This window comes from Rhizobium sp. P32RR-XVIII (genome assembly GCF_012641395.1).
Classification (GTDB): domain Bacteria; phylum Pseudomonadota; class Alphaproteobacteria; order Rhizobiales; family Rhizobiaceae; genus Rhizobium.
On sequence record NZ_JABAIH010000004.1, the window covers coordinates 266,872 to 285,742 of the forward strand.

18 protein-coding genes are annotated in these 18,871 nt (G+C 62.2%); 15 read left to right on the forward strand and 3 right to left on the reverse strand.

The genetic code is table 11. The features are described from left to right. Positions 1–69: 69 nt before the first annotated feature. The 3 genes from HGP14_RS14500 to HGP14_RS14510 all read left to right on the forward strand — a co-directional run bounded on the left by HGP14_RS14500 (position 70) and on the right by HGP14_RS14510 (position 2,326). A complete protein-coding gene (locus HGP14_RS14500; RefSeq protein WP_168830564.1) occupies positions 70–876 on the forward strand; it encodes an AraC family transcriptional regulator in 807 nt (268 codons plus the stop codon). Between the two features lie 71 nt (positions 877–947). Beyond that, positions 948–1,838: a DMT family transporter gene (locus HGP14_RS14505; RefSeq protein ID WP_168830565.1), complete on the forward strand. Its 891-nt coding sequence runs from the start codon at positions 948–950 to the stop codon at positions 1,836–1,838. An 89-nt stretch (positions 1,839–1,927) separates the two neighbouring features. After that, positions 1,928–2,326, forward strand: coding sequence for a DUF427 domain-containing protein (locus tag HGP14_RS14510; RefSeq protein WP_168830566.1), 399 nt, complete (start codon positions 1,928–1,930; stop codon positions 2,324–2,326). On the opposite strand, the gene HGP14_RS14515 is transcribed toward HGP14_RS14510, so the two are convergent. The 3 genes from HGP14_RS14515 to HGP14_RS14525 all read right to left on the reverse strand — a co-directional run bounded on the left by HGP14_RS14515 (position 2,323) and on the right by HGP14_RS14525 (position 5,352). Further along, entirely contained in the window at positions 2,323–3,354 is a 1,032-nt protein-coding gene (locus HGP14_RS14515) for a glycine betaine/L-proline ABC transporter ATP-binding protein (protein WP_168830567.1), read from the reverse strand. The genes HGP14_RS14510 and HGP14_RS14515 overlap by 4 nt on opposite strands. Further along, the gene (locus HGP14_RS14520; RefSeq protein WP_168830568.1) at positions 3,347–4,234 is read right to left on the reverse strand and encodes an ABC transporter permease; all 888 of its coding nucleotides are present in this window, start codon (positions 4,232–4,234) and stop codon (positions 3,347–3,349) included. The genes HGP14_RS14515 and HGP14_RS14520 overlap by 8 nt, the downstream gene beginning before the upstream one ends. 119 nt (positions 4,235–4,353) lie before the next feature. Beyond that, positions 4,354–5,352 carry an ABC transporter substrate-binding protein gene (locus tag HGP14_RS14525; protein WP_168830569.1) on the reverse strand — a complete coding sequence of 333 codons (999 nt, stop codon included), beginning with the start codon at positions 5,350–5,352 and terminating at the stop codon, positions 4,354–4,356. A 352-nt stretch (positions 5,353–5,704) separates the two neighbouring features. Between HGP14_RS14525 and HGP14_RS14530 the strand changes: the two genes are divergently transcribed. From HGP14_RS14530 to HGP14_RS14585, 12 genes are all read left to right on the forward strand, one after another. Then, a complete protein-coding gene (locus HGP14_RS14530) occupies positions 5,705–6,928 on the forward strand; it encodes an MFS transporter (RefSeq protein WP_168830570.1) in 1,224 nt (407 codons plus the stop codon). A 109-nt stretch (positions 6,929–7,037) separates the two neighbouring features. Next, on the forward strand, positions 7,038–7,391 hold the full coding sequence (locus tag HGP14_RS14535) for a DUF1428 domain-containing protein (RefSeq protein ID WP_168830571.1): 354 nt from the start codon (positions 7,038–7,040) through the stop codon (positions 7,389–7,391). Between the two features lie 12 nt (positions 7,392–7,403). Continuing rightward, positions 7,404–7,826, forward strand: coding sequence for a secondary thiamine-phosphate synthase enzyme YjbQ (locus HGP14_RS14540; protein WP_168830572.1), 423 nt, complete (start codon positions 7,404–7,406; stop codon positions 7,824–7,826). Between the two features lie 107 nt (positions 7,827–7,933). Continuing rightward, positions 7,934–8,251, forward strand: a complete 318-nt coding sequence (locus HGP14_RS14545; protein ID WP_168830573.1) for a hypothetical protein — start codon at positions 7,934–7,936, stop codon at positions 8,249–8,251. Between the two features lie 420 nt (positions 8,252–8,671). Then, complete coding sequence (locus tag HGP14_RS14550) at positions 8,672–9,724, forward strand: LacI family DNA-binding transcriptional regulator (protein WP_168830574.1); 1,053 nt, start codon at positions 8,672–8,674, stop codon at positions 9,722–9,724. Then, the gene (locus HGP14_RS14555; protein ID WP_168830575.1) at positions 9,706–10,707 is read left to right on the forward strand and encodes a Gfo/Idh/MocA family protein; all 1,002 of its coding nucleotides are present in this window, start codon (positions 9,706–9,708) and stop codon (positions 10,705–10,707) included. The genes HGP14_RS14550 and HGP14_RS14555 overlap by 19 nt, the downstream gene beginning before the upstream one ends. Before the next feature lies 1 nt (position 10,708). Continuing rightward, positions 10,709–12,322, forward strand: coding sequence for an acyl CoA:acetate/3-ketoacid CoA transferase (locus tag HGP14_RS14560; protein ID WP_168830576.1), 1,614 nt, complete (start codon positions 10,709–10,711; stop codon positions 12,320–12,322). Next, positions 12,315–13,088 (forward strand): enoyl-CoA hydratase/isomerase family protein, encoded by a 774-nt coding sequence (locus HGP14_RS14565; RefSeq protein ID WP_168830577.1) that lies wholly within the window; start codon positions 12,315–12,317, stop codon positions 13,086–13,088. Before HGP14_RS14560 ends, HGP14_RS14565 begins: the two co-directional genes overlap by 8 nt. Further along, entirely contained in the window at positions 13,088–14,596 is a 1,509-nt protein-coding gene (locus HGP14_RS14570) for an aldehyde dehydrogenase family protein (RefSeq protein WP_168830578.1), read from the forward strand. Before HGP14_RS14565 ends, HGP14_RS14570 begins: the two co-directional genes overlap by 1 nt. Before the next feature lie 33 nt (positions 14,597–14,629). Beyond that, positions 14,630–16,132, forward strand: coding sequence for a GMC family oxidoreductase (locus HGP14_RS14575; RefSeq protein WP_312862134.1), 1,503 nt, complete (start codon positions 14,630–14,632; stop codon positions 16,130–16,132). Beyond that, a complete protein-coding gene (locus HGP14_RS14580) occupies positions 16,132–16,908 on the forward strand; it encodes a 3-ketoacyl-ACP reductase (protein ID WP_168830579.1) in 777 nt (258 codons plus the stop codon). The genes HGP14_RS14575 and HGP14_RS14580 overlap by 1 nt, the downstream gene beginning before the upstream one ends. A gap of 14 nt (positions 16,909–16,922) precedes the next feature. Beyond that, positions 16,923–18,578, forward strand: coding sequence for a GMC family oxidoreductase (locus tag HGP14_RS14585; RefSeq protein WP_168830580.1), 1,656 nt, complete (start codon positions 16,923–16,925; stop codon positions 18,576–18,578). The last annotated feature ends 293 nt before the right edge of the window (positions 18,579–18,871 follow it).

Below are 18,871 nucleotides of genomic sequence, written 5' to 3' on the forward strand. Positions count from 1 at the left end.
CTTCCGGTGATTGCAGATAGCCTGTGCTGCTGGCACAGTGGCTGGCGTTGATCGTAGGCCGGAGCAGACATGGCAACGAGCCAATTCAGGATGCTTCGCTCGGCGATAGCCGGAATCGAAGCGGTCGAGGCGCGGACGCGGCACAGCTTCCCGCGGCATACTCACGAGCAATTCGGTATTGGCCTGATTTTCGCCGGAGCTCAGAGGTCGCTGAGCGGGCGTGGCATGGTCGAGGCGCAAGCCGGGGACCTCATCACCGTCAACCCGAATGAAGTCCATGACGGCGCGCCGATCGGCGAGGGGCGGTCGTGGCGCATCCTCTACTTCGATCCGGCCGTCATCGGTGACCTCACGAACGATATCGGCGAGGGTAGGGCGATGCGCTCCGAAATCCCGCGGCCGGTCATCCACAATGTTCCCCTAGCGGAGCGCTTCGCCAGCCTCTTTGCTGCGGTCACCGGCGGACCCGCGCAGGGCGATCTCGCGCGCGAGGAGCGACTCCTCGCGCTGGTCGCCGACGTCATGCGGGAGCAGCCGATGCCGGAAACCGCGCGGACGGCGCCGGGCGCTGTCGCCAAGGCAATAAGCCTGATCGACGACGATCCCCTCGCCAAGCTCTCGCTTGCCGATCTGGCGCGGGAAAGCGGGCTCAGCCGATTTCAAGCCCTGCGTGCTTTCACAAAGGCAACGGGAATGACGCCGCACGCCTATCTCATTCAGTGCCGAATCCACCTGACCCGCCGCCTGATCGCTTCCGGCACGCCGCTTGCCGAGGCTGCCTTCGCCAGCGGGTTTTCCGACCAGAGTCATATGACCCGCGTCTTCGTCGCCAGATACGGCCTGTCGCCGCGCACCTATGCGAGAGCATTGGCCTGACGGCCTGCAATTTCGTTCAAGATGTTTCTCTGGCTTCGCGGTTCTCTTCGTCCACCAAAACGGAGAGGGCAATGACGAGAGCGTTTCAAGGCTACATCTATCTGACGCTGGCGATGATCACGGTGGGCAGCACGGTCATCGCAAGCAAGGTCATCGCGTCGGGTCTTCCGCCCTTTACGGCAACGGCGCTGCGTTTCGCCATGGCTTTCCCTTTCTTCCTCCTTTTGAGGCATCTTAGCCGGTCCCGGCTGCCACGACTGTCCCGCCACGACTGGTTGATCCTCCTGACGCAGGCAGGGGCTGGCAGCGTCGGCTACACGACGCTGCTGATCTCGGGCCTTCGACTGACATCGGCGGCAAATGCCGGCGTCATCATCGGTACGCTGCCGGTCGTCTCGGCGGCGATCTCGATCCTCATCCTCGGGGAGAGGCCGCATCGCTTTTTGCTGGCTGCGATCGCGCTTGCCGCCTCTGGCGTTTTCTCGATCGCCGCAACGCCCGGCGCATTGGCGGGCGGCTCACTGGCCGGCAATGCGCTGATCCTTGGGGCGGTCTTCTGCGAAGGGCTGTTCATCCTCCTCAACAAGCGCATGCAAACCGAAATACCGCCGCTGACGCAGTCGGCGCTGATGACGGGCATCGGTTTGGCCGTCGCGGGCATTGCGGCCCTGTTCGAAAACCATGCCGCAAGCGGATTCTCACCCGCGGCGCTGATCGCCGTTCTTTATTATGCGCTCGTGCCGACCGTCGGCGGGTTCATTCTATGGTACGCGGGCTCCGAGCGCGTCAGCGGCAGCGAGGCGTCGCTGTTCACAGCGATCGCACCGGTCTCCGCCGTCATCCTCGCTTTCGTTTTGCTTGGCGAAGATGTCGGCCTCAACCAGCTTCTTGGAATCGCCTGTGTGATCGCCGCTGTTGTGGGGCTCGGGTTTTCCGCGCTTGTTCGTGTGCGGCGCGCGTGACTGGCACGTTCAAAACGTCGACGGCCGCCCTTGGGAAGCCTCTAGCACGGCCCTATGTAAGAGGCAGACAAGTTTGCGGAGGCGACGTCATGTCAGACAAGCCGATCAAGATTCCCGGTCCCGATCATCCAATCACCATCGAACACAATCCAGCCCGCGTTGTCGTCAAGCTCGACGGCTGGGTCATTGCGGACACGCACGATGCGCTGACGTTATGCGAGGCTTCCTATCCGCCGGTGCAGTATATTCCGCGCAAGGATGTCGATATGTCGCTGCTTGCGCGCACCGATCATTCGACCCGTTGTCCCTATAAGGGCGATGCGTCCTATTACAGTATCGTGCCGGGCGGGGAGCGCTCCAAGAATGCGATCTGGACCTATGAGGCGCCGAACGACGCCGTCCGCGAGATAAAGGATCACATGGCCTTCTATCCCGATCGAGTGGATTCGATCGAGGAGTTGCAGGCGCCCGAGGCCGGCCAGTTCTAACGCTCCGCTCCGACCAGACAGCGCACGAGGCCTTCCAGCGAGACCCGGCCGGCGGGGAGGCCGTCGCCGCTTGTTACGGTCGCGTGGTTCACGTTGCTTTCCGTCATTATCCGCATGCCCTCCTCGACGGTCAATTGGCCGGGGATGCGGATGACGGTCTCGCTTGCGGGATTGCTCAAGGGCTCCATTAGCGCTTCGATCCGGATGACGCGACTGCGGTTCACTTCCTTCACGAAGGCCTCGATGTAGTCGTTTGCCGGGTTGAGAACGATATCGGCGGCGCTTCCCTGCTGGATGACCTCGCCATCGCGCAGGATGGCGATCTTGTCGCCAAGCCGCAACGCTTCATCGAGATCATGGGTGATGAAGACCACGGTCTTCTTCAGCTCTTTCTGCAGGTTGAGCAGCACGGTCTGCATGTCGACGCGGATCAGCGGATCGAGGGCCGAGTAGGCCTCGTCCATCAAGAGGATCTCTGCGTCGTTGGTGAGTGCGCGGGCAAGGCCGACGCGCTGTTGCATGCCGCCCGAAAGCTGGTTCGGGTAGTGGCCGCCAAATCCGTCGAGCCCGACGCGCTTGATCCAGACATTGGCGCGGTCTTCGCGCTCCGCTTTCGGAACGCCCTGGACCTCGAGCCCGTAGACGGTGTTCTGCAGCACGTTGCGATGCGGAAGCAGGCAGAATTTCTGGAACACCATCGCCGTTCTGCGGCGGCGGAATTCGCGAAGCCCGTCCTCGTTCATCTTGCAGACATCGTTGCCGCCGTAAAGCACTTCGCCCGAGGTCGGGTCGATCAGCCGGTTGATGTGGCGGATCAGGGTCGACTTGCCCGAGCCGGAAAGCCCCATGATGACGGTGATGCTGCCGCCGGGAATCGAGATGTTGATGTCCTTGAGGCCGAGGACGTGCCCGTGCTCCTTGTTGAGCTCGGTCTTCGACATGCCCTTGGAGACCGCCTCGACAAAATCGCGGCCGCGTGGACCGAAGATCTTGTAGAGATTGCGTATTTCGATCGATTGACTAGCCATGCACGACTTCCCGGTGCTTCTGCAGCCTCAGACCATAGGCCTGGCTGATGCGGTCGAAGATGATTGCGATGCCGACAATGGCGAGACCGTTGAAGACGCCGAGCGTGAAGTACTGGTTGGCGATGGCCTTGAGCACCGGCTGGCCGAGGCCCTGGACGCCGATCATCGAGGCGATGACGACCATGGCGAGCGCCATCATGATGGTCTGGTTGATGCCGGCCATGATGGTCGGCAGCGCAAGCGGCAGCTGGACGTTGCACAGTTTCTGCCAGCTCGATGAGCCGAAGGCGTCGGCCGCTTCGAGCACGTCCTTGTCCACCAGGCGGATGCCGAGATTGGTGAGACGGATCATCGGCGGCAACGCGTAGATAACGACGGCAATCACCCCCGGTACGCGGCCGATGCCGAGCAGCATGACGACCGGGATCAGATAGACGAAGCTCGGCATGGTCTGCATGACGTCGAGCACGGGGTTGACGATGCTCTGCAGCCGGTTGGAGCGCGACATGCCGATGCCGATCGGGATGCCGACGGCGATCGAAAGCACGGTGCAGACGAAGATCATGGAAACGGTCTTCATCGTGTCTTCCCACATGTCGAACCAGCCGATCAGGAGAAGCGTCACGACACAGCTGACGACGATCTTCCAGTTGCGGCTTGCAAGCCAGGCGAGGCCGGCAATGATCAGGATCACCAGCGGCCAGGGCATGCCGGTGAGCAGCCGTTCAGCCCAGATCAGAAAGCTTTGAAGCGGGCTGAAGAAGGATTCGATGCTATCGCCGTAAGCGCGGGTAAAAGCGCGGAAGCCTTCGTCCACGTTCTTTTTCAAGATACGCAGCGTATCGGCATCCATCGTCGGAAATTTCCAGAGCCAGTCCATGTCGAGTTCCCCATGGCAAAAGCAGCGGCGGCCATCGTCTTCTCACGGCCGTCGCGCAAAAGGATCAGGCTGACGGTGCCTCAATGTCAAGGCGCCGCCTGCCTGCAGATCATGAGGGATCAGAGTGAAGCCTTGATCTTCTCGGCAACTTCCGGAGAGACCCATTCCTTCCACTGGGCTTCGTTTTCCTTGAGGAAGTGTTTGGCGCCATCTTCGCCGGTTGCCTGATTGTCGGTCATCCAGGCAATGAGCTTGTTGACCGTGTCGTTCGTCCACGCGCGCTTGTTGAGATAGTCCATGGCCGGGCCCGCGCGATCGGCAAAGCTCTTGCTCACCAGCGTCTGAACGTCGTCTGCCGGCCAAGCGTTCGGCTTCGGATCGGGGCAATCGGCAATCGAGGTGCAACGCTTCCACTCGGCCGCATCATAGTCCACGCCATAGCCGAGCTTCACCATCTCGTACTTGCCGAGCAGCGAGGTCGGAGCCCAATAATAGCCCACCCAGGCCTGCTTGCCCTCGTATGCCTTGGCGATTGAGCCATCGAGGCCGGCCGCCGAGCCGGTATCAACCAGAGTGAAATTCGCCTTGTCGCCGCCGTTCGCCTTGAAGAGCTGCGTGGTCACGACCGTGCCACCCCAGCCCTGCGGGCCGTTGAAGACGGCGCCCTTGCTCTTGTCTTCCGGAGCCGGGAAGAGTTCCGGATGCTTGAACAGATCCGGGATCGTCTTGATGTCGGGATGGGCTTCGGCGATGTACTTGGGAATCCACCAGCCCTGGATGGCGCCGTCGGAGAGGATCTTGGCGGCCGCCACGACCTTGCCCCCTTCCAGGCCGCGCTTGACGAGTTCCGGCTGCAGGCTCACCCAGGCTTCCGGCGCGATATCCGGCTCGCCTTTTTCAGCCATTGAAGTCAGCGTCGGCACCGTATCGCCGCTGACGATCTCGGCTGTACAGCCGTAGCCTTCCTCGAGGATGACCTTGTCGAGATTGGCTGCAACTTCGGCAGATTGCCAGTTCATGCTCGCGATGGTGACATTGCCGCATTCGGCGGCCGAAGCCGCGCCTCCAAGACCGAGCAGGCCGGCGGCAAGGACGGTGGAAGCCAAAAGTACTTTCATTTTCTTGTTCCCTCTGGTCGCGGTGTAACGTGAACCCGGGCGCCTGCGGCACCGCGTCCGCCAGCAAGTCTATTGAGCCTGCTTTCATCCGCCATGCGCCATCCCGATTGCGTCAGAAAATGGCGCATTGACGCTTTCTTTCAATGATTGCTGAAATTGCTTGCGGCACTGCCTGCCACAGAGGCGCCCGCGCCCATTTGCTCGAGCGCAAGCCGCAGGCGCGGTGATTTTTCTTCAGTGGCAATGATTAAATTTTCCGCCATTGGTTGACAAGCCAGCCATCCAGGCAGAACAGACACTTATAAAAATCCTATAAATGGCTCAGCGGGTTCCGCCGGCCGAAAGTGTTCAAATGGATACTGTTCAAGCGCTGCCGGGTAGCGTTCTTCGTCATCCCGGTTACCTCAATTTCGCGGCTTCTCGCGTTTTCTCCTCCCTTTCATTCCAATGCGTCGCAATCGCGATGGGCTGGATGATCTACGACCAGACGCACAGCGCCTTTGCGCTGGCGCTCGTGGGCCTCTGCCAATTCCTGCCGATGGTTGTGCTGACCTTCGTCGTCGGCCACGTCGCCGATCGTTTCGACCGCCGCCGAATCGGCCTTGTCTGCCAACTGATCGAGGCAGCGACCTCGCTGTTGCTTGCGGTCGCCACCTGGCAGCAGTGGCTGACGCCGGCGGGTATTCTCGTTGCCGTCACGATTCTGGGCGCCACCACCGCCTTCGAGCGGCCGACCATGGCAGCACTGCTGCCGAACATCGTGCCCGGATCGATGCTGCAGCGGGCGGTCGCGACCACTACCTCGATGCAGCAGACGGCATTCATCGTCGGCCCGTCGCTCGGCGGCCTGCTTTACGGCGTCCATCCGGTCGCACCCTTTGCCGTTGCTGCCGTGCTCTTTGCCGTTGCCAGCTTCAATGTGATTTCGATCCGCATGCAGTGGACGCCTGCTAAACGCGAGCCGGTGACGCTGACGTCGGTATTTGCCGGCGTCTCGTTTATTCGGAGCCGTCCGGTCGTGCTCGGGACGATCTCGCTCGATCTCTTTGCCGTGCTGCTCGGCGGCGCCACCGCGCTGCTGCCGATGTTTGCGCGGGATATCCTGCATGCCGGTCCCTGGGGGTTGGGATTGCTGCGCGCCGCACCGGCGATCGGCGCTCTCGTCATGTCGATCATGCTGGCACGGCGGCCGCTGAGGAGCCATGTCGGAATCAAGATGCTCGCTGCCGTCGCGGTCTTCGGCGTGGCGACGATCGTCTTTTCGCTCTCCACCAATATCGCGCTGTCTGTTTGCGCGCTGTTCGTCGTCGGGGCATCCGATACCGTCAGCGTCGTGGTGCGCAGCTCGCTCGTCCAGCTTTTGACGCCGGATGAGATGCGTGGCCGCGTAAATGCGGTCAATTCGCTCTTCATCGGTACGTCCAATCAGCTCGGCGAATTCGAATCCGGCATGCTGGCAGGCTTCATGGGACCGGTCGTCGCCGGCATCATCGGCGGCGTTGGCACCATTGCCGTCGTATTGATGTGGATGCGTCTTTTCCCCGATCTCGCCAAGGTCAGGACCCTTCAGGGCTAGCCCTGCCGCTGAAAAACGCCGGATCACGCCTATGTTACCGTCGAGGCTGTCGGGCCTCGCGCCCGTCATTCGTCCTTGAAGCGTCAACAGCAAATTGGGAGAATGAAAAATGACTTATGTCGACGGGTTCATCGTAGCGGTCCCCAAGAACAAGGTGGATGCCTACAGGGAATTCTCAGCCTTCGCCGGCTCGATCTGGAAGGAGTACGGCGCTCTCAAATATGTCGAGTGCGTCGCTGATGACGTGCCTTATGGCGAACTCACATCCTTCCCGCGCGCCGTTCAGGCCACGGACGACGAGACGGTCGTCTTCGCGTGGGTAACCTATCCTTCGCGAAAAGAGCGCGACGACATTCTCGCCAAGGTCATGGCCGATCCGCGGCTGAAGGGCGAAGAATGGAAGACGATTTTCGACGGCAAGCGCATGATCTATGGCGGCTTTCAAACGATCGTTGAACTTTGACAGAGGAGGCCCATGCCCCAGAGGATTATCTCCATCTCGACCCGCGGCCAGGGCCTTTATGAATTCACCGACCAAGCGGCGGCCTTCGTCCGCGCCTGCGGCGCCGACGAAGGTCTGCTCACTGTTTTTGTGCGCCACACCTCCTGCTCGCTGCTGATCCAGGAGAATGCCGATCCCGACGTGCAGACGGACCTCAACGCCTTTTTCCGTCGGCTCGTGCCGCCGTCATCGGACCCATCGATGCGCTGGATCGTCCATACGGCAGAGGGATCAGACGATATGCCCGCCCACATCAAGGCGGCGCTGACGCAGGTTTCAATCGGCATACCCGTTACGAGCGGCAAGCTGGCGCTCGGCACCTGGCAGGGTCTCTACCTTTTCGAGCATCGCGACCGTCCTCACAGTCGCCAGATCGTGCTGCATCTCAGCGCCTGAACCGCGGCTGAATGCGCAATTCGAACATCATTCAGCTTTAGCCCTCTAGTGTCGAATCATCCCCGACGGGACGGTTCGTGCATACATTGAAACTAAGGAAACCCTGAATGACCAATCTTATTGCCAAAGCGTCACTTGCGGCATTGCTTGCCATTGCTTCCATTCCGGCCACCGTGTCGAGCGCTGCAGCCGCAAGCCCGGAGCGCGGCGTTGTTGTCGACGTTCAGTATCATCGCCCGCCGCCGCCGATGCGGGGTGGTTGCTCGCCGAGAGAGGCTCTTCGTGCGGCTCGCTGGTCCGGCCTGCGCGACGTGCAGGTCGTTAACGTCACGCCCCGCCGTGTCGTCGTTGAAGGCCGTGCCCGCCGTGGCTGGGACCGGGTGTCCTTCGCAAACGTGCGCGGTTGCCCGTTGATCCGCCGCTAGAATAGCAGACCGCCGGTCTTCGGACACGGCGCAAGAACCGCCTTTGCCGCTTCTCCTCGGATCATGGCAAGGGCGGTTTTTTATTGCCGGAGTTAGGCCGCGAAAAGAAAAAAGCCTCGCGTAAGCGAGGCTGGAGTTCGCGCCGCTTCGGGGAAAAACGGAAGCGACGCCGATGTCTCTAGTACCGTAGAGTACGGCTGCAAAGTTCACTTTCGTCCATTCCGGTACGCCTTTGCGTCAAAGGTTGAATTTAATGGCCCTTGCCGGTCCGCCGTGCGAGCTCGCATCTCAAGCGCTGTTGGACCGTTCCAATAATATTCTCCCGCAACTTAGCGCCGCAGCCAAGCGCTATCAGCTAATTTGCTTGACATACTTGGAACGTTCCAATAAATTTTGGTCGTTCTTTGGAGGAGGAGCGCCATGGGAAGGGAGCGGGTGACCGTGATCGACATTGCGAACGCTGCAGGCGTTTCGAAGTCGACTGTGTCACTCGTTCTGCAGGGAAGCTCGCTCGTCAACGAAGGCACGCGGGCGAAGGTGAATGTCGCGATCCGCGAGCTCGGCTATGTCTATAACCGCGGCGCCGCCAATCTGAGACAGGCAAATGCCAAGTCGAAGATCGTCGGCATGGTGGTGAACGATCTGACGAACAGCTTCTTTGCCGAACTCGCCGTCGGCATCGACAGCGTCATGCAATCGGCTGGTTACGTGCAGTTTCTCGCCAATACAGGCGAGAACATCGATCGGCAGCGCGAGGTCATAGCCTCAATGCGCGAACACGGGATCTCCGGGCTCATCATCTCGCCGGCACGCGGCACGGAAGCTGCCGATTTTCGGGCGCTCGCCCAGGCCGGGATTCCGGTGGTAGTGGCGGTTCGCAATGTCCCCGGTGCGCGGGTTTCGTCGCTGACTTCGGATAATCACGCGGGAGCGGCTGCTTCCGTTCGGCATCTTGCCGAGCTTGGCCATCGCCGTATCGCCTTTCTGGGCGGTTTTCCGGATACCGCGGTGTTTCACGAGCGCCTTGCAGGATATCGCGATGCGTTGAGCAGGGCAGGCCTGCACTTCGACGAGGATCTGGCAGTGGGCGCGGCACCGTCGCGGGCAGGCGGCGTTGATGCGATCGAGCGGGCGATGCGGCTTGCCGAGCCGCCGACGGCCGCGGTCTGTTTCAACGACGCGGTTGCCTTCGGTGTCTGTGACGGGCTTCGAAGCAGGCGGATGGAGCCGGGCGCCGATTTTGCTGTCGTCGGCTTCGACGACGTCATCGAGGCAAAAACGGCCGTCCCTGCGCTGACGACCGTTTCCGTCGATCCGCAAGGCATGGGCCGGCGGACGGCGCAGCTGCTCCTGAAGCAGATCAATTCGGGGACTACCGAGCCGGAGACGCTGATCAGCAACGTGCGTCTCGTGGTTCGCGAAAGCTCCGGCGCAAGCATTCAAGGAGGAGTGCGATGGCAAAGTGGGGTTTGATCGGCGCAAGTACGATTGCGAGAGAGTGGGTAATCGGCGCGATCCGCGCAGCCGGCGGCGAGGTCGTCTCCGTGATGAGCACGGATGCAGCGCGCGGCCAGGCTTATGCAGTCGAGAACGGGATTGCGAAATCGGTGACGAGCGTCGCCGATCTCGTCAATGATCCTGAGGTCGAGGCCGTCTATATCTCGACCACCAACGAGCTTCATCGCGACCAGACGCTGGCGGCCATCCAGGCCGGAAAGCATGTGCTCTGCGAGAAGCCGCTGGCTATGAGTCTGGCCGACGCCAAGGCCATGGTGAAGGCAGCCGGGGAGGCGGGCGTGGTATTGGCGACGAACCATCACCTGCGCAATGCCGCCACCCATCGGGCGATACGCGACGCGATTGCCGCCGGCAAAATCGGCAAGCCGCTCGGCGCCCGCGTCTTCCATGCCGTTTACCTGCCGCCGCATCTGCAGGGTTGGCGGCTCGACCGGCCGGAAGCGGGCGGCGGCGTCATTCTCGACATCACCGTGCACGATGCCGATACGCTGCGCTTCGTGCTCGGCGACGACCCGGTCGAGGCAATTGCCTTCGGCCAGAGCGGCGGCATGGGCAAGGCCGGCCTGGAGGACGCCGTCATGGGCGTGCTGCGCTTCAAATCCGGCGTGATCGCCCAGTTCCATGACGGCTTTACCACGAAATACGCCGAGACGGGGCTGGAGGTGCATGGCACCGACGGATCGATCGTCGCCCGTAACGTCATGACTCAGCGTCCGGTCGGCAGCGTGACTCTACGGAATGCGGAAGGCGAGACCGAACTCCAACTCGAAAGCACCAACCTCTACGAGGTGGCACTGCAGGCGTTCCACGATGCCGTGGCCGGGAAGGGCAAGCCGTCCGCGACGGGCGAGGACGGCGTCTGGTCGCTCGCGACCGGCCTTGCTGTCGTCGAAGCCGCAAGGACCGGCAAGTCGGTGAAGATCGAACCAGGACTTTGAAATGAACAAGCACATCACACCGGCGGAAGCAGCTGCCCTGATTCCCGACGGCGCAATCGTCTCCGTCTCCTCATCGAGCGGTCTCGGCTGCCCTGATCTAATGCTGAAGGTGATCGGCGAGCGTTTCGAGGCGACCGGCCATCCCCGCGATCTGACGACGCTGCATCCGATTGCGGCGGGCGATATGAGCGGCATTAAGGGCGTCGACCACATCGCCAGGAAGGGCCTGCTGAAAAAGATCATCGGCGGCTCCTATCCGTCCGGCCCGTCCTCCGCCGAGCCGCCTTTGATCTGGCAGATGATCGGCAATGACGAGGTCGCCGCCTACAACGTGCCCTCGGGCATCCTTTTCGACATGCATCGCGAGGCGGCAGCCAAGCGGCCGGGCGTGATGACCAAGGTCGGTCTCGAAACCTTCGTCGATCCGGCGCGCGAAGGCTGCGCGATGAACGCGAAGGCGGCTGCCGAACCCGTGGTCAGGAAAATCAGTTTCGAGGGCGAGGATTGGCTGTTCTTCAAGGCGATCGCGCCGCAGGTGGCGATCATCCGGGCAACGACCGCGGATGAGCGCGGCAACCTGACCTACGAACACGAAGGCGCCTATCTCGGCGGGCTCGATCAGGCGCTGGCAGCCCGCAACAATGGCGGCATCATCATCGCCCAGGTGAAGCGCATCACCAAGGAAGGCTCGCTGAAGCCGCATGACGTGCGCGTTCCCGGCATGCTTGTCGACTACGTCGTCGTCGATCCGGACCAGAAGCAGACGACCCAGACGCTCTACGATCCGGCGATTTCCGGCGAAATTTTCCGGCCGCTCGACAGCTTCCGCCTGCCGGAATTCAATATCCAGAAGGCGATTGCCCGCCGGGTGGCGCAGGAGCTGCAGGGCGGCAGTGCGGTCAATCTCGGCTTCGGCATTTCAGCCAATGTGCCGCGCATCCTGTTGGAAGAGGGGATCCATGGGGCGGTGACGTGGGTGATCGAGCAGGGTGCCGTCGGCGGCGTTCCGCTTCTCGACTTCGCTTTCGGCTGCGCCTCGAACGCCGACGCCTTCATGCCGTCGCCCTATCAGTTCACCTATTTCCAGGGTGCGGGCTTCGATGCCTCGCTGCTCTCCTTCCTGGAAATCGGCCGTGACGGCTCGGTCAACGTCTCGAAGCTCTCCTTCCGTCCGCACGTGACGGCCGGGGCCGGTGGCTTCGTCGACATCACGGCGCGGGCAAGGAAGATCGTCTTCTCGGGTATGTTCAATGCCGGCGCCAAGCTTGGCATCGAAAACGGCAAGCTGGTGATCGAGAAGGAAGGCAAGCTGAAGAAGCTCGTCAACGCCGTCGAGCACGTGACCTTCTCGGGTCCCCGTGGTGTAGCGCAGGGGCAGGATGTCACCTATGTCACCGAGCGGTGTGTGATGAAGCTGACGCCGGACGGCATCGTGTTGACGGAGATCGCGCCCGGCGTCGACCTGCAGGCGCACATCCTCGATCAATCGGAGTTTCCGCTAATTGTTTCCGATAATCTGAAGGTCATGGACGCCGCCCTCTTCGGCGAGGCGCCGATCGGCCTCAAGCTCTCGCAGAAGCCGCAGCGCGTACTCGAAGGAGGCTGCCATGGGTGAGGTCAAAGTTTCCGTCGAAGGGGTAATTGCAGTGCTGACGATCTCGCGGCCGGAGAAGCTCAACGCCTTCGACATCGATATGCTGAAGGCATTGGCTGTGGCCTGCGACGAAGTGGAGGCGAATGCCGCTGTCCGCGTTGCCATCCTGACAGGCGAGGGCAAGGCCTTTTCCGCGGGCGGCGACATCAAGGCGTGGGGCGGCATGGAGGCCAACGAATTCGGCCATGCCTGGGTGCGTTTCGGCCACCGCGTTTTCGAGCGGCTGGCGACGCTGCGCATGCCGCTGATTGCGGCGCTGAACGGCCACGCGCTGGGCGGCGGTCTGGAGCTGGCGGGTGCTGCGGATATCCGCATCGCCGAAACGCAGATCAGGATCGGCCTGCCGGAAACGGGCCTTGGCATGATCCCCGGCTGGTCGGGCACGCAGCGATTGGTGAAACGCTTCGGCGCGCAGATCGTCCGCCGAATGGTGCTCGGCGGCGAGATGTTCTCGGCGGAGGAGGCGAGAGCGAACGGCATTGTCGATGCCGTGGTCGAAACCGGCACCTCGCTTGCTGCGGCGAAGGACTATGCGGCGCGTATCGCGCAGCGCGGCCCAGCGGCGCTGGAGATTTCGAAGCTTCTGATCGCATCGGCCAACGGCGAGGACAACGGCGCGGCTGTCGAGGCGCTGGGGTCTATCCTGGCGGCAAAGACCGGCGATCTCAAAGAGGGCGTTGCGGCATTCGCCGAAAAGCGCCCGGCACAATTCAAGGGAGAATGGTGATGACGGTACTGGTGAAGCCGCAGAAGCTGGTGGACGCGAAGGTCCGCGAGTTCAGCATGCTGATCGATGGCAAATGGGTGGAGGGTGTCGAGGCGGGCACGATCGAGCGCGTGGCGCCGAGCCATGGCGTTGCCGTCAGCCGTTACAAGGCGGCGACGAAGGATGATGCGGTCAAGGCGATTGCCGCTGCCCGCAAGGCCTTCGATGATGGTCCCTGGCCGCGCATGACGGCTTCCGAGCGCTCCGGCATTCTGCTCAAGGCGGCGGATATGATCGCTGCGCGCGCCGATGAGCTCGCTTATCTCGATGCGATCGAGGCAGGCAAGCCGATCACGCAGGTGAAGGCCGAGATCGCTGGGGCAGCCGATATCTGGCGCTATGCGGCAGCACTTGCCCGCGATCTGCATGGCGAAAGCTACAATACGCTGGGCGATGGAACGCTCGGCGTCGTGCTGCGGGAGGCGGTCGGCGTCGTCTCGATCATCACCCCTTGGAACTTCCCGTTCCTGATCGTCAGCCAGAAACTGCCTTTCGCGCTTGCGGCGGGCTGCACGGCGGTGGTCAAGCCATCGGAGCTCACGTCCGGCTCGACGCTCGTGCTGGGAGAGATCCTGATGGAGGCGGGCGTTCCGGCTGGTGTCGTCAACATCATCGTCGGAACCGGCGCTGCCGTTGGCCCGACAATGACCGGCCACCCGGATGTCGACATGGTGTCCTTCACCGGCTCGACCGGTGTCGGTCGGCTGACGATGGAGAACGCCTCGAAGACCTTGAAGAAGGTATCTCTGGAGCTTGGCGGCAAGAACCCGCAGATCGTCTTTCCGGATGCCGATCTCGACGCCTTCATCGATGCCGCCGTCTTCGGCGCTTATTTCAACGCGGGCGAATGCTGCAATGCCGGATCGCGGCTCATCCTACATCGCGATATCGCGGAGGAGGTGACGGCTCGGGTGGCGGCCCTGTCGCAGAAGGTCAAGGTCGGCGATCCGCTCGATCCGTCGACGCAGGTGGGGGCGATCATCACGCCGCAGCACCTCGAAAAGGTTCAGAGCTATGTTTCCGCGGCGGCAGGCAGCGGCGCAAATATCGCCCTTGGCGGCAGCCATATCGATTTCGGTTTCGGCCAGTACATGGCGCCGACGATCCTTTCCGGTGTCAAGCCGGACATGGCCGTTGCGCGCGAGGAAGTCTTCGGGCCAGTCCTTTCGGTGTTGACCTTCGAGACGGTGGACGAGGCGATCCGCATCGCCAATGCAGTGGAATATGGCCTCTCCGCCGGCGTCTGGAGCCGCGACTTCGACACCTGCCTGACGATCGGGCGCAAGGTGCGGGCGGGCACGATCTGGATGAACACCTTCATGGATGGCGCGGCGGAACTGCCCTTCGGCGGCTATCGCCAATCCGGACTCGGCCGCGAACTGGGGCGGCATGCGGTGGAGGATTATACGGAGACCAAGACGCTCAACATGCATATCGGTGCCCGGACGGGCTGGTGGATGCCGCGCTGAGCTGCAGGCATTGCGTTCTGGGAGGATCGCGTAGTGAAGCAGCCGGATATCGTCATTATCGGTTCTGGAATCGGCGGGGCGACCATCGCCTCCGCGCTTGCGCCCTCCGGCGCCGACATTCTCATCCTCGAGGCAGGCGGTCATATCGAGGACCGGCCGGAAAACCGCGACCAGCGCGCGATCTTCCAGCGCGGCCACTTCCGGCCCAAGGAATTCTGGTACGAGATGGACGGCAAGCCGTTCAATCCCGGCAACTATTACAATGTCGGCGGCAATTCGAAATTCTTCGGCGCGGTCATGGTGCGCTACCGTCGCGAGGATTTCGCCGAGATGCGGCACCTGGAAGGCGTCTCGCCAGCGTGGCCGTTTCCCTATGAGGAGCTGGAGCCATGGTATAGCCGCGCGGAGCAGCTTTACCAGGTGCGCGGGCAGACAGGCGAAGATCCCACCGAACCGGCGCATTCCCAAGGGTATGCCTTTCCGCCGGTGCCTGACGAGCCGCCGATCGCCCTTGTCCGCGAACGCATGAAGCGGAACGGTCTTCATCCCTATTCGCTGCCGCTCGGCATCGATATCGAGCGTTGGCTCGCCAAGGCAAAGACTCCCTGGGACGCCCATCCCAACAGCTTCGACGGCAAGATGGATGCCGAGACGATCGGCCTCGCATTGGCGCTGCAACATCCGAATGTGCGCCTGCAGACCGGATCGCCGGTCACAAGACTTCAGACGGCGCCGGATGGCAGGCGGATCGAGAGGGTTTACTACCGCAAGGATGGGGCCGAGGAGACAGTATCCCCGAAACTCGTGATCCTTTCCGCAGGCGCGGTGCAATCCGCCGTGCTGTTGCTGCGCTCGGCCGATGACAAGAATCCGAACGGGCTCGCTAATAGCTCTGATCAGGTCGGCCGCAATTTCATGAACCACAATTCGAGCGCCGTGATCGCCGTCTCGCCGACCTTTCGGAATACCTCGATCTACCAGAAGACATTCGGCTTCAATGACTATTACCTCTCGGACGGTGAGGGCGGCCCGCCGCTCGGCAACGTCCAACTGCTGGGCCGGGTCTCGGGCGCGATTCTCAAGGGGAACATGCCTTCGGTGCCGGAATGGATGCTGAACCAGCTCTCGGCACATGCGATCGACTTCTACGCGATGAGCGAGGACATTCCGCATCCGGAAAGCCGCATCATGGTCAAGGACGAGCGCATTCTGCTGCAGTGGGTGCGCACGAATTGGCCGGCGCACCTGATGCTGGTGAAGAAGCTGAAGCGGGCGTTGAAGGCGGCAGGCTTTCCGCTGGTGCTCTCGAGGCCCTTCGACAAGCGGACGCCGTCGCATCAATGCGGCACGGTACGGATCGGCAATGATCCGGCGACCGCACCGCTCGACATCTGGTGCCGCGCCTTTGACCACCCGAACCTCTTCGTCGTCGATGCGAGTTATCTGCCGACGTCGGCTGCGGTCAACCCTGCGCTGACGGTGGCGGCACAGGCGCTGCGCGTCGGGGATCATATCCTGCAGAAGGAGCTGGCGTGATGGCGGGCGAGAGACGGCCGGTCGCACTTGTCACCGGCGGGAGACGCGGCATCGGACTGGCGATCGCCGAGGCACTGGCGAAGGCGGGACATGATATCGCGATCACCGGAATAGAGGATGCCGAGCCGGTCGATCAGGTGATCGAGACATTGCACACGGCCGGGGCTGAGGCCGTCTATCTGAAGTCGGATCTGGCCGATACCGGCGGGCATGCCGCAACCGTCGAGCAAGTGCTGCAAAAATTCGGCGGAATCGATTGCCTGGTGAACAATGCCGGCGTCGGCTCGGTGGTCCGCGGCGACTTCCTCGAGCTGAAGCCGGAGAATTTCGACACGGTGCTCGACACCAATCTGCGCGGAACGATCTTCTTCACGCAGGCCGTCGCCAAGGCGATGCTAACGAGCGCGAAAGAGCAAGCAAGCCGCTCGATCATCAACATCACCTCCGTGTCGTCGGGACTGACTTCCCCGGAGCGGCTGGACTATTGCATCAGCAAGGCCGGCCTTTCGGCCTTCACCAAGGGCTTGGCGGTGCGGCTCGCGGACAGCGGCATCGGCGTCTTCGAAGTGCGGCCGGGCATCATCCGCACGGCGATGGCGGAGAAGGTTTCGGAGAAATACGATGTGTTGATCGCAGCTGGGCTGGTGCCGATGAAACGCTGGGGGGAGGCCCAGGACATCGGGATGATTGTCGCCGCGCTTGCATCCGGGATTTTCGCCTTCGCCACGGGCTCGGTAATCGAGGCGGGCGGCGGGCTTTCGATTGGCCGCCTTTGAGCGGGGGAGTTGAGATGGCATATGACTACATCATTACCGGTGGCGGACCTGCCGGCTGCGTGCTCGCAAACCGGCTGAGCGAGGACCCGGAGGTCAAGGTGCTGCTTCTGGAAGCGGGCGGCAGCGATTGGAACCCACTGTTCCACATGCCGGCCGGCTTTGCGAAAATGACGAAGGGTGTCGCCAGTTGGGGCTGGGAGACGGTGCCGCAGAAGCATATGAAGGGCAGGGTGCTTCGCTATACGCAGGCCAAGGTGATCGGCGGCGGTTCGTCGATCAATGCGCAGCTCTATACACGCGGCAATGCCGCCGACTACGACCTCTGGGCAAGCGAGGACGGCTGTGAGGGCTGGGATTATCGCTCGGTTCTGCCCTATTTCAAACGCGCCGAGGACAACCAGCGTTTTGCCGACGACTACCACGCCTATGGCGGGCCGCTCGGCGTCTCGATGCCGGTTTCCGCGCTGCCGATCTGCGACGCCTATATCCGGGCCGGCCAGGAGCTGGGGATCCCCTATAATCACGATTTCAACGGCCGTCGCCAGGCCGGGGTCGGCTTCTATCAGCTGACGCAGCGCGACCGCCGCCGTTCGTCGGCCTCGCTTGGCTATCTGTCGCCGATCAGGGACCGGAAGAACCTCACCGTCCGGATGAATGCGCCCGTGACGAGGATCGTGCTCGAAGGCAGAAAGGCCGTCGGCGTCGAAGTTGCCGGCCGCAACGGCACCGAGATCATCCGGGCCGAGCGCGAGGTGCTGGTTTCTTCCGGCGCGATCGGCTCGCCGAAGCTGTTGCTGCAATCCGGCATCGGGCCTGCGGACCATCTGAGAGCGACGGGCGTGGCGGTCAAGCATGATCTGCCCGGCGTCGGCGGCAATCTGCAGGATCACCTCGATCTGTTCGTCATCTCCGAATGCACCGGCGACCACACCTATGACGGCGTCGCCAAGCTACACCGCACGCTGTGGGCGGGACTGCAATATGTGCTCTTCCGCTCTGGGCCCGTGGCATCCTCGCTCTTTGAAACCGGCGGCTTCTGGTATGCGGATCCTGATGCGCGTTCGCCCGATATCCAGTTCCATCTCGGCCTCGGCTCCGGCATCGAGGCGGGCGTTGCCAGGCTGAAGAACGCTGGGGTGACATTGAACTCCGCCTATCTGCATCCCCGCTCGCGCGGCACCGTTCGCCTCTCGTCCGCCGATCCGGCAGCGGCGCCGCTGATCGATCCGAATTACTGGAGCGACCCGCATGACCGGGCGATGTCGCTCGAGGGCTTGAAGATCGCTCGCGAGATCATGCAGCAAGCGGCGTTGAAGCCCTACGTACTGGAGGAAAGGCTTCCGGGAACCGGCGTCGCCACTGACGAGCAGCTTTTCGACTATGGCTGCGCCAATGCTAAGACGGATCACCATCCGGTCGGGACCTGCAAGATGGGCACGGATGGCGCGGCGGTCGTCGGGCTCGACCTGAAGGTGAGGGGGCTGGAAGGACTGCGTGTGTGCGACAGCTCCGTGATGCCGCGTGTTCCTTCATGCAATACCAACGGTCCGACGATCATGGTCGGCGAAAAAGGAGCGGATATCATCCGTGGGCGTGAGCCCTTGCCACGCGCCATCTTCTCCTGGGAGCGCAACGATACGCGGCCAAGAGCAAGGGCGGAGGTTCAGTAAAGCGTCAGGCGCGAATGAAGAGCGCCCCGACAAGGCCGAAAATGACGATCGATTGCAGAATGAACATCGGCCACTGATCGGACATGCTTTTCTCCACGGGCTTCGGTTCTTGAAATTATACGCTACCGCCGGAGCCGGAAACATTGCAGGCGGATGCCCTCACAGTAGCGATGCTGACATTAATCATCCTTCTACTGTGGAATTTCTCCTTTTTTGTGGTGGGGAGGAGAAGGGCAGATGGTATACTGACCTTGCGAATCGGGCTGCTCTCGGATCCGAGGTCTCGCTTCGTA

Coding starts and splice junctions, on each gene's coding strand:
- HGP14_RS14500 (WP_168830564.1), top strand. CDS start 70: ATGGCAACGAGCCAATTCAGGATGCTTCGCTCGGCGATAGCCGGAATC.
- HGP14_RS14505 (WP_168830565.1), top strand. CDS start 948: ATGACGAGAGCGTTTCAAGGCTACATCTATCTGACGCTGGCGATGATC.
- HGP14_RS14510 (WP_168830566.1), top strand. CDS start 1,928: ATGTCAGACAAGCCGATCAAGATTCCCGGTCCCGATCATCCAATCACC.
- HGP14_RS14515 (WP_168830567.1), bottom strand. CDS start 3,354: ATGGCTAGTCAATCGATCGAAATACGCAATCTCTACAAGATCTTCGGT.
- HGP14_RS14520 (WP_168830568.1), bottom strand. CDS start 4,234: ATGGACTGGCTCTGGAAATTTCCGACGATGGATGCCGATACGCTGCGT.
- HGP14_RS14525 (WP_168830569.1), bottom strand. CDS start 5,352: ATGAAAGTACTTTTGGCTTCCACCGTCCTTGCCGCCGGCCTGCTCGGT.
- HGP14_RS14530 (WP_168830570.1), top strand. CDS start 5,705: ATGGATACTGTTCAAGCGCTGCCGGGTAGCGTTCTTCGTCATCCCGGT.
- HGP14_RS14535 (WP_168830571.1), top strand. CDS start 7,038: ATGACTTATGTCGACGGGTTCATCGTAGCGGTCCCCAAGAACAAGGTG.
- HGP14_RS14540 (WP_168830572.1), top strand. CDS start 7,404: ATGCCCCAGAGGATTATCTCCATCTCGACCCGCGGCCAGGGCCTTTAT.
- HGP14_RS14545 (WP_168830573.1), top strand. CDS start 7,934: ATGACCAATCTTATTGCCAAAGCGTCACTTGCGGCATTGCTTGCCATT.
- HGP14_RS14550 (WP_168830574.1), top strand. CDS start 8,672: ATGGGAAGGGAGCGGGTGACCGTGATCGACATTGCGAACGCTGCAGGC.
- HGP14_RS14555 (WP_168830575.1), top strand. CDS start 9,706: ATGGCAAAGTGGGGTTTGATCGGCGCAAGTACGATTGCGAGAGAGTGG.
- HGP14_RS14560 (WP_168830576.1), top strand. CDS start 10,709: ATGAACAAGCACATCACACCGGCGGAAGCAGCTGCCCTGATTCCCGAC.
- HGP14_RS14565 (WP_168830577.1), top strand. CDS start 12,315: ATGGGTGAGGTCAAAGTTTCCGTCGAAGGGGTAATTGCAGTGCTGACG.
- HGP14_RS14570 (WP_168830578.1), top strand. CDS start 13,088: ATGACGGTACTGGTGAAGCCGCAGAAGCTGGTGGACGCGAAGGTCCGC.
- HGP14_RS14580 (WP_168830579.1), top strand. CDS start 16,132: ATGGCGGGCGAGAGACGGCCGGTCGCACTTGTCACCGGCGGGAGACGC.
- HGP14_RS14585 (WP_168830580.1), top strand. CDS start 16,923: ATGGCATATGACTACATCATTACCGGTGGCGGACCTGCCGGCTGCGTG.